Origin of the sequence: Nonomuraea sp. NPDC050733 (assembly GCF_040654215.1) — a bacterium.
Taxonomy (GTDB): domain Bacteria; phylum Actinomycetota; class Actinomycetes; order Streptosporangiales; family Streptosporangiaceae; genus Nonomuraea.
Genome location: NZ_JBFAHO010000010.1, coordinates 34,182 through 47,223 on the forward strand (window position 1 = coordinate 34,182; position 13,042 = coordinate 47,223).

Genomic DNA, 13,042 nt, shown 5'->3' on the forward strand with positions numbered 1-13,042 from the left:
CAATCCTCCCAAGGTCACCTATTTCACGACCTTATGGGATTTTTCAGTACTTCACGGGGCGCCCAGTCGCCACTGGTGGACGGCGTGCTCCGGCCGGTGGGCCAGGGTCCCGCAGTCGATCACGACCGTCTGGCCCGTGACGCACCGCGCCTCGTCCGAGGCGAGGAACGCCACCAGGTCGGCCACGTCCCCCGGCGTGCAGGCCCACGGCAGCAGCCGCTCCGCCGCCTTGTCGGCCATCCGGTCCGGGCCGAGGGCGAGCCGGGCGGCGTCCGTGAGCACCAGCGCCGGGGCGACCGCGTTGCAGCGGATGCCGCGCGGCCCGTACGTCGTGGCCACGTAGCGGACGAACCCGTTGAGCGCCGCCTTCGACGTCCCGTACGCGGCGTGGTCCAGGTCGCCCGTCAGCCCCGACACCGACGAGGTGAGGACGAAGGCGCCCCCGTCGGCCATGCGCGGCGCGGCGTGCTTGACCAGCAGCATCGGACCGCGCAGGTTCACCGCCATGGTCCGGTCCCACACGTCCGCGTCGAGGGTCTCCAGGTGCTGGTCGCGCCCGTACACGTCGCGGCCGAGCGCCGCCGCGTTGGAGTGGACGACGTCCAGCCGCCCGTACGAGGCGAGCAGCTCGGCCAGGGCGGCGGCGACCTGCTTCTCCTCCGACACGTCGCAGGTCAGAGCCGTGGCCGTGCCGCCACCGCCGCGGATGGCGGCGGCCGTGGCCCTGGCCCCGGCGGCCCGTACGTCGAGGACGCCGACGCACGCCCCCTCGGCGGCCAGGCGCGCGGCGCACGCCGCGCCGATGCCGGAGCCCGCGCCGGTCACCAGCGCCACCCGCCCGTCGAAGCGCCCGCGCGGCCCGCCGAGGGGCCGGCCCGCCGTCACCACTCCACCAGCAGCGACGGCAGTCCCCGCCCGACGATGGAGCGGCGGTAGGCGATCTCCTGGCCCGCGGCGAGCCGGAGCCCCGGCAGACGCCGCCCGAGCACCTCCAGCGCCGTGCGGAGCTGGAGCCGGCCGAGCGCCGCCCCGACGCAGAAGTGGATCCCGTACCCGAACACCATGTGGGCGTCCGCGTTGGGCCGGTCGATCACGAAGCGCTCCGGGTCGGCGAAGACGGTCTCGTCGTGGGCCGCCGAGTCGGTCGACAGCAGCACCAGCGACCCGGCCGGGATCGTCTCCCCGTGCAGGGAGACGTCGGCGGTGGCGTACCGGAACGAGCCGAGGGAGGCGCCGTCGATCCGCATGCACTCCTCGGCCGCGTTCGGGATCAGGGCGGGCTCGACCGGCCACGCCTTCTCGCGCAGCAGCCGCAGGACGGAGTTGCCGAGCTGGTTGGGGACGGTGTCGTTGCCACCGAGCAGGATCGTGGAGATCAGCTCCACCACCTCGCGGTGGGTCAGCTCGGTGCCGATGAGCGAGGTCATCAGCGAGGTGAAGTCGTCGCGCGGCCGCTCGGCGCGGGCGGCGACCAGCCGGTCCACGTAGCGGAGGTAGGTGAGGAAGCTGTCGGCCAGTTCGAGCTGCCGCTCCGGCGGCTGCGGCGACAGGAAGAGCTGGAACCAGTCCTTCACGTGCGCCTGCACGAACGCCTCGTCCTCCTCGGGCACGCCGATGAAGCGGGCGGTCAGCTTGATCGACGGCTCGTGCCCGAGGTCGGTCACGAAGTCGGCGCGGCCCCGGGGCTCGATCCGGTCGACCAGCTCCTCGTTCAGCCGCCGGAACGTCTCCTCCATCGCCGACACGGCGCGCGGCGTGAACGCGCGCGACACCGATCGGCGCAGCCGGGTGTGGTCGGGCGGGTCGACGTTGGCCACGAAGCTCGACAGGAACGAGCCGTGCTCGCCCAGCTTCTCGCGCGTCTCCCGGGTGAGGCTGCGGGAGATCGTGAGCGAGCCCTTGGAGGAGAAGCGCCGCGGGTCGCCGTACGCGGCGCGCACGTCGGCGTGGCGGGTGAGCACGTACGCGCCGAGATGCTCGCTGTGGAACACCGGCCGCTCCCGGCGCAGCCTGGCCAGGAACGCGTACGGTGAGGCGACGTGCCAGTCGGAGGCGACGTCGAAGTCCTCGATCATCCGAAGATCCTCCGCGGGTTGTCGACGAGCATCTGGTGGATCTGCTCCTCGGTGACGCCGCGCCTGCGCAGCTCGGGCAGGACGTCACGGGAGACGTGCAGCAGGTGGTAGTCGGGGTGGCGCCGGCGTACCACCTCGGCGTCGAATCGGTCGTTGAAGCAGTACGAGTCGTGGCCGAGCACCATGCGGCCCGCGTGCCCCCGCTCGCACAGGGCGGCCACGACCGCGACGCGGTCCTCGAACGGGCTGATGGTGCCGATGCCGAAGCGGTCCATGCCGATGAAGGAGCCGTTCGCGACCAGCTCCTCCAGGTAGGCCACGTCGGTGGAGTCGCCCGCGTGGCCGATGACGACCCGGCCGAGGTCCACGCCGAGCGAGGCCAGCAGCCACTGCTGCTCCAGGCCGCCCCGGCTCGGGCTGTGGGAGTGCGTGGTGATGGGCGCGCCCGTCTCCAGGTGCGCCTCGGCCACCGCGCGGAAGACCCGCTCGCAGCCCTTGGTCATGCCCGGCTGGTCGGTGGCGCACTTGAGGATCGCGGCCTTCACCCCGGTACGCCCGATGCCTTCGGTGAGGTCGCGGACGAAGAACTCCGCCAGCCGGTCGGGCCCGCCGAACAACGTTCCGGGACCTCGGTTGCCGAAGTACGGCGGCAGCGCGTCGTAGGTGTAGAGGCCGGTGGCGGCCACGATGTTCACCCGGGTCAGCTCGGCGACCCGCTGGACGGCCGGGACGTGCCGGCCGAGCCCGACCACGGTGAGGTCCACGATCGTGTCGATGCCCTCGGCCCCGGCGGCGTCCAGCTTGGCCGCGGCCTCACGGGCGCGCGTCTCCAGGTCCCAGCCCTCGGGGATGTCCGGCCAGTTCCAGAGGATCTCGGGGCTGAGCCCGAAGACGTGCTCGTGCATGAGCGTCGCCCCGAGGTCGGCGACGGGTCCTCTCACGGTCTCGGGCACGGGAACCTCGGGTGGTCGAACGGCCGGTTGACCTCCAGGCCGAGCCCGTCCGTCTGCTTGTACGGCGTGCCGGTGTAGAGGGCGTCGGCGTCGAAGTAGGTGACCGTGAACGACAGCCGGGCCGTGTCGCGCCGGTTGGCGGGCGCCCCGTGCACGGTCAGGGCGTGGTGGACGGTGGCGTCCCCCGCCCGGAGGTCGAGCGGGGGCGACAGCTCCAGGTCCTTCAGCCACGGGTGCTGGGTGAGCTGGTCGTCGCCGGTCCGGGTGAAGCTGCGGCCGAGCACGCCGTGCCGGTGGGAGCCGTCGTAGAAGCGCAGCGACCCCATGTCGGCGGGCACGTCGGCCAGGGCGAGCCAGACGGTGAGCATGGCCGAGCGGTCCATCGGCATCCACGGGAAGTCCTGGTGGAACTCGGTCGCGCCGTGCTCCCCCGGCTCCTTGACGAGCAGGTTGGTCACCTGGACGCGGACGTCGCGCACACCGTGGAGCAGGCGGGTGGCGTTGCGGCCCATCACCGGGGCGAGGGCGAGCGCGCGGAACGCCTCGTCGCTCTCGGCGATGTCGCGTGACTGGCCGAACGCCTGGTCGACCAGCGTGGCGTGCTCCTTCCGACGGGCCTCCAGGTAGCCGGCCGCCCGCTCGCGCAGGGCCGTCACGGTGTCCGGGGGCACCAGCCGGGGGAGCCGGACCCAGCCGTGCCGGTGGAAGAACCTCACCTCGTCGTCCGTCGCTTGGCGCACCGGGATGTCCATGCGGCCAGTGTCGCACCTGAAGCAAGCGCTTGGTAAGTGGCCGGAGGCGATTCCCGGGGCGCGGGCGTACACTCTCGAACCAAGCGCTTGGTAGAGACAAGGAGGCCGACGGTGCGACGGTTCAGGTTCGGGGCCGTGATACGGCAGGCGGGGTCCGGCAAGGAGTGGGCCGAGAAGGCCAGGCGCCTGGAGGCCTCGGGGTTCGACGTGCTCCTGGTGCCCGACCACCTGCTCGGCCCCCGCTTCGCCCCCGTGGCCGCCCTGACCGCGGCGGCATGCGCGACGAGCCGGCTGCGCGTGGGGACGCTGGTCTTCGCCAACGACTTCCGGCACCCGGCCGTGCTGGCCAAGGAGACGGCGACGCTGGACCTGCTGTCGGACGGCCGGCTGGAGGTGGGGCTCGGCACCGGCTGGATGGCCGGCGACTACGCCTCGGCCGGGATGACGCTGGAGCCGCCCGGGGTCCGGGTGGAGCGGCTGGCCGAGGCGCTGGCCGTGCTGAAGGGCCTGTGGGGGGAGGGTCCGTTCTCCTTCGACGGCGCCCACTACCGCGTCCGGGATCTCGACCAGCGGCCCAAGCCGGTCAGCCGCCCGCACCCGCCGCTGCTGCTCGGCGCGGGCGGGCAGCGGATGCTGCGGCTCGCGGCCCGCGAGGCGGACGTCGTCCACCTGACGACGCGGGTGCGCGGCGACGGCAGCGGGCCCGACGAGCGCGACGGGGGCCCGGAGGCGTACCTCGCCAAGCTGCGGACCGTGCGGGAGGCGGCGGGCGAGCGCTACGACCGGCTGGAGCTGGGGACCAGCGTGCTCCAGGCCGGCGAGCGCAGGGCGGAGGAGGCGTGGAGCGCCGCCGACAGCTCGCGGCTGGAGGGGACGCCGCAGGTGCTGCTGGGCACGCGGCGCGACATCGCCGACCGGCTCCGCCACTGGCGCGACGAGCACGACCTGTCGTACTTCGTCGTCCACCATGAGCGCGACCTCGGCGTCCTCACCCCCGTCGTGGAGGAGCTCGCCGGGACGTGAACGCCTAGGACCACCTCGGGCCGCCCGCGTCACACCGTGAGGACGACCTTGCCCATCGTGCGCCGCTCCTCCAGGGCGCGGTGGGCGGCGGCCGCCTCCCGCAGCGGGAACTCCTGGACAGCCGGCTCCAGCCGCCCCGCGGCCGCCTCCGCGAGCGCCGACTCCACGAGGTCGCCGAGGCCGCCGGGCCGCGACAGCAGGTGGCCGATCCCGTCGTGGGAGGTGACGTCGCGGGCCGCCAGCTCCTCCTCCGCCGGCCGGAACCACTCCCCCGCCGCCTGCCCATACACCACGTGCCGCCCGCCCTTCGCGAGCAGGCCGAACGCCTCCTCGCCCAGCCGCCCGCCCACGCCGTCGAACACGACCGTCACCTCGCCGGCCCGCTCCCGTACGACGTCGGTCCAGCCGAGCTCGCGGTAGTCCACCGCGAGCGCGGCGCCCAGCGCGGCGACCCGCTCCGCCTTGGCCGCTCCGCCCGCCGCTCCCACGACCGCCGCCCCGGCCTGACGGGCGTGCTGCACGAGCAGCGTCCCCACGCCGCCCGCCGCCGCCATGACGAGCACCACGTCCGCCTCCGTCACCGGCGCCAGCTCCAGCAGGCCCATCGTGGTCGTGCCGGTCGTGACCATGGCCACCGCGGCCCCGTACGACACGTGCTCGGGGAGCGGCAGGAGCGAGGCCGCCTCCACCACCGCCAGCGACGCGTAGCCGCCGGACTCCAGGTCGCCGGTCACCACGCGGGCGCCCAGCAGGGCCGGGTCGACGCCCTCCCCCACCGCGTCGACCACGCCCGCCACCTCACCGCCGAGAAGCGCCGGCAGCGCGGGCGCGGGGTGCGGGCCGACCGGCACACCACGCCGCAGCAGCGTCTCGATGAAGTGCACGCCCGCGGCGCGGACCGCGACGCGGGCCTGGCCGGGGCCGGGCTCGGGGTCGGGCAGGGTGACGAGGCGAAGGTTCGCGGGGGGACCGTAGGCGTCAAGGGTGATCGCGTCCATGACCCCAGACTGGTCCCTCAAGCGAGGTTGAGGTCAAGCGTGCCGGATGATGGGAGGCATGGATGAGATGTTGCTGCTCAGGCATGGCGAGACCGAGTGGAGCCGGACCGGCAGGCATACCGGTCGCACCGACGTGCCGCTGACGCCGAACGGGGAGGAGCAGGCGCGGGCGCTCGCCCCGCTGGTCAAGGAGTGCGTGTTCGACCTGGTGCTCACCTCGCCGGCGGGACGCGCCCGCCGCACCGCCGAGCTGGCCGGGCTCGGTTCGTACGAGGTGGACCCGGATCTGTGGGAGTGGGACTACGGCGGCTATGAGGGCGTGACCACGCCGACCATCCGCGAGACCCGGCCCGGCTGGTACCTGTGGCGTGACGGTGTGACCCCCGGCGACGCGGAGCATCCCGGCGAGAGCGTGGCCGAGGTGGGCGCGCGGGCCGACCGGGTGATCGCCCGGGCCCGGGCCGCGGAGGGACGGGTGGCGCTGGTGGCCCACGGTCACATGCTGAGGGTGATCGCGGCCCGGTGGCTGCGGCTGCCGCCGGAGGACGGGCGGCTGTTCAAGCTGGAGACCGGCACCTACTCGCGGCTCGGGTTCGAGCACGGCGAGCCGGTCGTCGTCACCTGGAACGCTCCGGTCATCCCGGCCTGAGCCTTCACGAAGGAGCCAGGCGGCTGCCGGGGAACGGGGCGAGGAGGGTCTCGCGCCACGGCCCGTCCAGATGGTCGCGGGCCCTCTTGGTCCAGGTCAGCAGCCGGTCGTCGGGCTCCGCCTCGTCGTCGAGGCCGAGCGCGGCGTCGCGGGCGCGCTGCGTGCGCAGGTGGTCGTCCAGGGAGACACCCCAGATCGTGACCGCCTCGGTGTCGCAGAACAGCACCTCGTACAGGCCGACCAGCTCGTGCCCGTGCTCGGCCATCAGGGGCGCCCGCTCGGTGCGCACCGCCTCCAGGTAGTCGAGCGCGGCGCCGGGCCGTACGCGGGCGCTCTCGAACAGGTAGAACTCGGCGCGCCCCACCTCGGCGAGCGACGGCGTGCCCGGCACGGCGCCGAGCGGGCGGGAGAAGGCGGAGAAGCGCAGGTCGTCGATGTCCGACAGGAAGAGGCGGTCGTCCACGCCGCGGTAGATGTCCATCATCTGCCGCCAGCCGCCGTCCCAGCCGCCGTGGCACTCCCACAGCGTGACGGCCTTGAACTGCGGATGGCCGGTGATGCCGACCGCGTAGAAGGCGCCCGCGAGGTCGATGTCGCGGGACCTGATGGACGTCCCGGAGGTCAGAATGGGGCGTTCGAGGGTCTCGTCCTCGCGTTTGTAGCGGGTGAGCCAGGTGAGGTACTCCAGCGGCCGCCGGGAGTTCATGGGGCGGAAGTCGACCTCTTCGATCAGGTAGATGGCCCGGCGCACCACGCCTCCTCGACCTCATGTGACCAAGCGATTGCTCGGCTCAGGCGTGAGCGTAACACGGCCGGAGGAGAGGCGGGCAGGGTCAGGAAAGCGACTGGGCGGGCTGCGGCCCTCTGCCCGTCAGCCATTCCAGCACCCGGCGGTGGCCGGACGCCGCGTCCTCGAAGTGGCCCCAGTGCCAGTAACGGGGCTGGTCCCGGATGCCGGTCACCCACGTGCGGTAGGAGACGCTTCCGGACTCCGCCGGCGCCACGCCGTACGTGCGGATCACGACCTTGCCGCCCGGCGCGAAGAGCACGTCGTCGGCGATCGGATAGAGGGTCATCTGGTCGATCATGGACCGCATCCTGTCCGGTCCGCGGGGCGGAACCGTTACGCCCCCGGCGCGCCGCCGTTAAGCGGGCGCGCCGGAGGTTAACACGCTGTTACGCCACCCCCATCAGAACGAACCGGCCCCATCAGAACGAACCGGCCCGTCGGAACGGACCGGCCCCCTCAGACCGGTCCCTCAGATCGGCCCCCTCAGACCAGGAGCCCGTCGAACTCCCCGTCCTTGACCCCGAGCACGAGGGCGCGGATCTCGTCACGGGTGTAGATCAGGGCCGGGCCGTCGGGGAAGCGTGAGTTGCGCACCGCGACCCCGCCGTCAGGGAGCTGGGCGAGCTCCACGCAGTTGCCCTGCGAGTTGCTGTAGCGGCTCTTGCGCCAGGCGACCTGCTTCAGGTCGGTCGCGGGCATGCCGTTGTAGGTCTGCTTCATCTACATCTTTCTGAGAAGACCGCCGATGAGCTCGACGGTGCCCCCGGGCGTGGTGCTCTCCACGCATAACTGCTCCATGGCCGTGAGGTACGGGTCGATGTCCTCACGTTTGTCCAGGTATAGGGCACCCCAGAGCTGCTCGACATAGACAACGTCCGACAAATCGGACTCGGGAAACCGCAAGATGCTGAACGCGCCCCCTTCAGCAGCGTGCATACCGTATCTGAAGGGCATCACCTGAAGGGTGATGTTGGGCAGTGCGGCGACTTCCAGCAGGTGCTGGAGCTGCTCGGCCATGACGTCCCGCCCGCCGATGGTCCGCTTGAGCGTCGCCTCGTCGATGACGGCCCACAGGCGCGGCCCGTCCTTCTGGGTGAAGCGCTCCTGCCGCTGCATGCGCAGATGCACGCGGCGTTCTATCTCCGCGGGGCCGGCATCGGGGTTGCCGAGCTGGAAGACCGCGCGCGCGTAAGCGGCCGTCTGCAGCAGGCCGGGCACGAACTGCACCTCATAGGTGCGGATCACGCTCGCGGCCTCCTCCAGCCCGACGTAGGTGGTGAACCATGAGGGCAGCACGGCCGAGTACTTGTGCCACCACCCGGGGGTGTTGGCCTCGCGGACCATCTCCAGCAGAGCACGGCGTTCGGCGTCGTCGACGACGCCGTACAGGGTGAGCAGGTCCTCGACATCACGTGTCTTGAATCCGACGCGACCGAGCTCCATCCGGCTGATCTTGGACTCGGACGCCCGGATGTGGAATCCGGCCTGGTCGCGGGTGAGCTCGCTGGCCTCGCGAAGGCGCCTGAGACTCGCCCCGAGCATGATGCGCCTGACGGTCGAACCAGAACCCGGCGGATCAATGGACACGCGCTGCTCCTTGGTCGTTTCCTTGACACCTAGTCTGTCACTTCACGGTCGAAAGATCATCAACCGCGGCCAAGATCCCCTTTCCCGCCGGTTTGACCATTTGAGGGAAACCGTAGCGCCTGCACGCACCCTCTGCACGTGCATTCGCCCTTGCACCTGCACGAGAGTTTGCCGCAGAATGATCTATGTGCAACCCACCCTGGCTTCCGGCCAATGGACCACGTTCGACTGGTGGCCCCCCGTCGGTTGGTGGCCCGAGGCTGCGCGCGACCTGCTGGCCCCCGGGCCGTCCGCGAGCGCCACGTTCGTCCTTCCCCCCACCCCTTCCTCCGTGCACGCGGCGCGCGCCTTCGCCATGGGCGCGCTGAGCGGCTGGAAGCTGGAGGAGCTCACCGAGAACATGGAGCTGGTCGTCTCCGAGCTGGCGACCAACGCGCTGCGCCACGGCCTGCACGTCTCCGATCCCGGCTCCCGCCCGCCCGTGCACATGTCACTGGTACGCCGGGGGTCACTGGTCACCAGCGCGTTCACCGACCCGGCCTCCGAGGTGCCGGTGCTGCGCTATCCCGGCCCCCTCGACGCCGGCGGGCTGGGGCTGCACATCGTCGAATCCCTGAGCCTCCGCTGGGGCTGGTCGGCGCTCGCACCACAAGGGAAGATCGTCTGGGCAGTCCTCACCTGACCGGGGGTGATCTGCACTACCGTGGATGCTCATGGCTCACGGTGAGTCCCGCGCGCGACCCCTGAGAGTGCTGACCGATGGATGATCACCTGCTCGGCTGGCTGCGGACACTCGACGAAGACCGGCTCGGCCGCATTCTCTCGAACCGGCCCGACGCCATCGCCGCGCCCTGGCCGCGGCGGCTCGACACGCTCGCCCAGCGGCTGTCCAACGGCTTCGCTGTCATGGAGGCGCTGCGCGGCCTGCCCCTGCCCTGCCTGGAGCTCGCCCAGGCGTCCCTCGTGGTCCGCCATGCCACGCCGGAGCGGGTGGCGGACTTCCTCGGCGTGCCGCTCGGGGAGCTCACCCCCTGGCTCGAACGGCTGCAGGACCACGCGCTGGCCTGGCCCGACCCCGAAGGCGCGATCCACCTGGCCGAGGCGGTCGCGCGCTGGTGGCCCACCCCGCTCGGCCTCGGTGAGCCCCTCGACCACTACCTCAACTCCTGGACGATCAGCCTCGACACCCTGCGCGCCCTGGCCCGCCGCCTCGGCCTGCCCTCGGGCGGTCACAAGCGCCGCGCGATCGCCCGGGTCAGCGAGGTGCTCGCCGACCCGGCGCACCTGGCGGCGCTGCTGCGCCACGCCCCCGAGGGCACGCGCGAGCTGCTGGACGAGTTCGCCTGGAGCGGCCCCGTCCGCGACGTCGACGGCGGCAGGTTCGTCACGCCGGGCACCCCCGAGAAGTGGAGCGCCGACCACGGGCTGCTCTACCGGCCGAGCTGGCACGTCGCCGAGATGCCGCGCGAGGTGGCGCTGTGCCTGCGCGGCCCCGGCCATCGTCCGCCGTTCACCCCCGAGCCGCCCGAGGTGGCCACGATCCCCATCGACCCCGAAGAGGTCGACCACCTGATGACGCTGGCCGCGCCGCACGTGGTGGAGCGGTGCGCGGCCCTGCTCGACAACATCTCCAAGACGCCGCTGCCGCTGCTCAAGACCGGCGGCGTGGGCGTGCGCGAGGTGCGGCGCGTGGCCAAGGAGACCGGCTGCGACGAGGACGAGACCCGGCTGCTGCTGGAGATCTGCGCGGTGGCCCGGCTGCTGGCCTGGGACGAGCAGGCGGGCGGCATGGTCCCGACCGAGCGGTTCGACCGGTGGCGGCTCGACGAGGGCGCGGCGCGGCTGCGGGTGCTGCTGTCGGCGTGGTGGCGGATGGAGCGCTCCTCGCTGCGCCGCCTCGACGGCAGGTACGGCACCCTGCTCGGCGACGACCGGTCCGGCCCGGCCGTGGCCCGCATCCGCCGGGCGGTGCTGCCCGTGCTGGCGCACCTGCCGTCGGGCACCGCGTTCGCCGACCGCGCCGGCCTGATCGCCAACGTGCACTGGCACGCTCCGCTGCTCGACCGGGAGATGCTCGGCGAGTGCGCCTCGGCGGCGCTGGAGGAGGCGCGGCTGCTCGGCCTGATCGCCAACGACTCGCTCACCGACCTCGGCCGGGCCCTGGCCGGGCTGGCCTCGCGCGCGGGCGACGAGAACGACGAGGTCGTCCCCCTCGTCGAGCACGACCCGATGCTGGTGGAGGCGTCCACCCGGGCGCTGGCCAGCGTGCGCAGGAGTGCCTTGTTCGGCCCCGACCTGACCGCGGTGGTCACCGGGCCGCCCGCGGCGGAGCTGGCCGCGCTGCTCGACCGGGTGGCCGAGCGGGAGTCGCGGGGGTCGGCCTCGGTGTGGCGGTTCACGCCCGAGAGCGTGCGCGGCGCGCTCGACCACGGCCACGACGCCGACGAGCTGCTGGACGCGCTGGCCGCCGTCGGCACCGTGCCCCAGCCGCTCGACTACCTCGTGCGCGACGTGGCCCGCCGCCACGGCGAGGTCACCGTGACCACGGTCGGCTGCGTGGTGCAGGCGTCCGACCCGGCGCTGCTCGCCGAGATCGCCGCCAACCGGCGGCTGGTCCGCCTCGGGCTGCGCCTGCTCGCCCCCACGGTGCTGGTCGGCTCGGCCGACGCCGAACGCACGCTCGCCGTGCTGCGCGACAACGGCTACGCCCCGGTGCCCGTCGCCGACACCGGCGAGATCACCATCCGGCGGGTCCGGCCAGAGGAGCCGGCGCCGGGCGGCAAGCTGGTCCTGCTGCCCGGCGGCCAGGTGGCCGAGCTGCCGGAGCGGCCCGTCCCGACCGGCGCCGGCGCGCTGGCCGGGCCCGACGGCCTCGCGCACATCGTCGCCGACCCCACGCCCGACCCGTACGAGCACGCGCGCCGGCTGGTCGCGGCCGGCCAGAGCGCGCAGCCGGCGGGCCGCACCTGGGCCGTCATCGGGCGGATGGCGACCCGGCTGCCCACCGCGCAGCAGTCGCTGCTCGGGTTCGTGGTGGACCGCGGGGTGCGGGCCGGCATCACGCTGACCGGCGGCCTGACCGCCACCATCAGCCACGGCGAGCTCAAGGGCGCCGCGCTCGACGCCTGGTGCGAGGAGGCCGGCGACTACCTCGAGTTCCCGCTGGCGGAGATCGTCGAGGTCAGGGCAGCTTACTAGCCTTCTTGAGGTCGGCCACGAGCCCCTCGACGAAGGCGGCGTAGCCCTGGTAACTGAACGGCGTCTCGGCGCGCCACGGGTAGAGCTGCCCGGCCTTGACCGCGGGGAGCTTGGCGAAGGTCGGCTTCTTCATCATCTCGGCGGGCTGGAGCGCCTGGCTGCGGGTGTCGTACAGGATGACGTCGGCGTCGTAGGTGTCGGCGTTCTCCCAGCTCAGCGTCTGGAAGAAGCCGCCCTCGTCCACCTTCGACGGGGTGACGACGTTCAGGCCGTTGCGGGTCAGGTGGACGATGTCGGGGTACTCCGGCGGGTTGACGATCCACAGCGCGTCGGCGCCGCCCGACAGCATGAGGATCTTCAGGTCCTTGAACGCGGCCAGCTCCTTCGTGGCGGCCTCCAGCCGGGCCTTGGCCTCGGGGACGCCCTGCATGCCGGCGCCGAGGGAGGCGGCCAGCTCCTCGTAGCGGCCGATCACGTCGGTGGCGCTGCTTCCGGTGAGCATGATGCCGGCCGTGGGGGCGACCTGCTCGATGGTGTCCTTGGACTTCTCCGGGACGTACCAGAGGGTGTCCTTCTCGTACATGTTGCTGACCAGCAGGTCGGGCTGGAGCGAGATGTACTTCTCGACGTTGAACTCGTCCCACACGTTGCCCAGGCCCTCGACCTTGGTGATGTCGACGTTGCCGACCTGCGGGTCCCTGCTGCCGTCCTTGAGCTTGTGCGGGCCGAACACCGCCACCGGCCGCACCCCGAAGTCCCACAGCGCGGCGGCCGAGCCGACCTGGGCCACGATGCGCGCCGGGCGCTGCGGTCGCTCCAGCTTGCGGCCGCGGTCGTCGGTGAACGTCCAGGGCCCTCCGGCGGACGCGCTCGGGCCGGCGGAGCCGCTCGGCGCCGCGGTCCCCGTTCCGGTGCCGGACCCGCACGCCGCCAGGGTCAGCGTCGCCGCCAGGCCCGCGGCCGCCGCGAGAAAGCCCCTGCGGGTCAGTACCGGTTCGGACATTTCCAACTCCTAAG

General features: G+C 72.7%; 14 protein-coding genes. 4 read left to right on the forward strand and 10 right to left on the reverse strand.

Features of this window, described 5'->3' with window-relative positions; genetic code table 11:
• Positions 1-51: 51 nt before the first annotated feature.
• From AB0H64_RS18850 to AB0H64_RS18865, 4 genes are read right to left on the reverse strand one after another with little or no spacing between them, the layout of a single operon-like run.
• Complete coding sequence (locus AB0H64_RS18850) at positions 52-885, reverse strand: SDR family oxidoreductase (protein ID WP_357625804.1); 834 nt, start codon at positions 883-885, stop codon at positions 52-54.
• Complete coding sequence (locus AB0H64_RS18855) at positions 882-2,075, reverse strand: cytochrome P450 (protein ID WP_357625807.1); 1,194 nt, start codon at positions 2,073-2,075, stop codon at positions 882-884. Before AB0H64_RS18855 ends, AB0H64_RS18850 begins: the two co-directional genes overlap by 4 nt.
• A complete protein-coding gene (locus AB0H64_RS18860; protein WP_357625809.1) occupies positions 2,072-3,028 on the reverse strand; it encodes a phosphotriesterase-related protein in 957 nt (318 codons plus the stop codon). Before AB0H64_RS18860 ends, AB0H64_RS18855 begins: the two co-directional genes overlap by 4 nt.
• A complete protein-coding gene (locus AB0H64_RS18865; protein WP_357625811.1) occupies positions 3,013-3,780 on the reverse strand; it encodes a phytanoyl-CoA dioxygenase family protein in 768 nt (255 codons plus the stop codon). The genes AB0H64_RS18860 and AB0H64_RS18865 overlap by 16 nt, the downstream gene beginning before the upstream one ends.
• A 111-nt stretch (positions 3,781-3,891) precedes the next feature.
• Here AB0H64_RS18865 and AB0H64_RS18870 point away from each other — a divergent pair, with 111 nt between their 5' ends.
• A complete protein-coding gene (locus AB0H64_RS18870; protein WP_357625813.1) occupies positions 3,892-4,803 on the forward strand; it encodes a TIGR03621 family F420-dependent LLM class oxidoreductase in 912 nt (303 codons plus the stop codon).
• 29 nt (positions 4,804-4,832) lie between these two features.
• Here AB0H64_RS18870 and AB0H64_RS18875 read toward each other — a convergent pair whose 3' ends face one another.
• Positions 4,833-5,801, reverse strand: a complete 969-nt coding sequence (locus AB0H64_RS18875) for a zinc-binding dehydrogenase (protein ID WP_357625814.1) — start codon at positions 5,799-5,801, stop codon at positions 4,833-4,835.
• Positions 5,802-5,859: 58 nt separating this feature from the next.
• Between AB0H64_RS18875 and AB0H64_RS18880 the strand changes: the two genes are divergently transcribed.
• On the forward strand, positions 5,860-6,450 hold the full coding sequence (locus AB0H64_RS18880) for a histidine phosphatase family protein (RefSeq protein WP_357625816.1): 591 nt from the start codon (positions 5,860-5,862) through the stop codon (positions 6,448-6,450).
• Positions 6,451-6,454: 4 nt separating this feature from the next.
• On the opposite strand, the gene AB0H64_RS18885 is transcribed toward AB0H64_RS18880, so the two are convergent.
• The 4 genes from AB0H64_RS18885 to AB0H64_RS18900 form a co-directional block, all read right to left on the reverse strand.
• Positions 6,455-7,201, reverse strand: coding sequence for a hypothetical protein (locus AB0H64_RS18885; RefSeq protein ID WP_357625819.1), 747 nt, complete (start codon positions 7,199-7,201; stop codon positions 6,455-6,457).
• Between the two features lie 82 nt (positions 7,202-7,283).
• A complete protein-coding gene (locus AB0H64_RS18890) occupies positions 7,284-7,538 on the reverse strand; it encodes a hypothetical protein (protein WP_357625822.1) in 255 nt (84 codons plus the stop codon).
• A 185-nt stretch (positions 7,539-7,723) separates the two neighbouring features.
• The gene (locus tag AB0H64_RS18895) at positions 7,724-7,960 is read right to left on the reverse strand and encodes a DUF397 domain-containing protein (protein ID WP_113703532.1); all 237 of its coding nucleotides are present in this window, start codon (positions 7,958-7,960) and stop codon (positions 7,724-7,726) included.
• Entirely contained in the window at positions 7,961-8,782 is an 822-nt protein-coding gene (locus AB0H64_RS18900) for a helix-turn-helix transcriptional regulator (protein WP_355451775.1), read from the reverse strand.
• A 223-nt stretch (positions 8,783-9,005) separates the two neighbouring features.
• Between AB0H64_RS18900 and AB0H64_RS18905 the strand changes: the two genes are divergently transcribed.
• Together AB0H64_RS18905 and AB0H64_RS18910 are read left to right on the forward strand one after the other, a co-directional pair.
• The gene (locus tag AB0H64_RS18905) at positions 9,006-9,509 is read left to right on the forward strand and encodes an ATP-binding protein (RefSeq protein WP_357625825.1); all 504 of its coding nucleotides are present in this window, start codon (positions 9,006-9,008) and stop codon (positions 9,507-9,509) included.
• 77 nt (positions 9,510-9,586) lie between these two features.
• Positions 9,587-12,025 carry a helicase-associated domain-containing protein gene (locus tag AB0H64_RS18910; protein ID WP_357625827.1) on the forward strand — a complete coding sequence of 813 codons (2,439 nt, stop codon included), beginning with the start codon at positions 9,587-9,589 and terminating at the stop codon, positions 12,023-12,025.
• On the opposite strand, the gene AB0H64_RS18915 is transcribed toward AB0H64_RS18910, so the two are convergent.
• A complete protein-coding gene (locus tag AB0H64_RS18915) occupies positions 12,009-13,028 on the reverse strand; it encodes an ABC transporter substrate-binding protein (RefSeq protein ID WP_357625828.1) in 1,020 nt (339 codons plus the stop codon). The genes AB0H64_RS18910 and AB0H64_RS18915 overlap by 17 nt on opposite strands.
• Positions 13,029-13,042 lie beyond the last annotated feature (14 nt).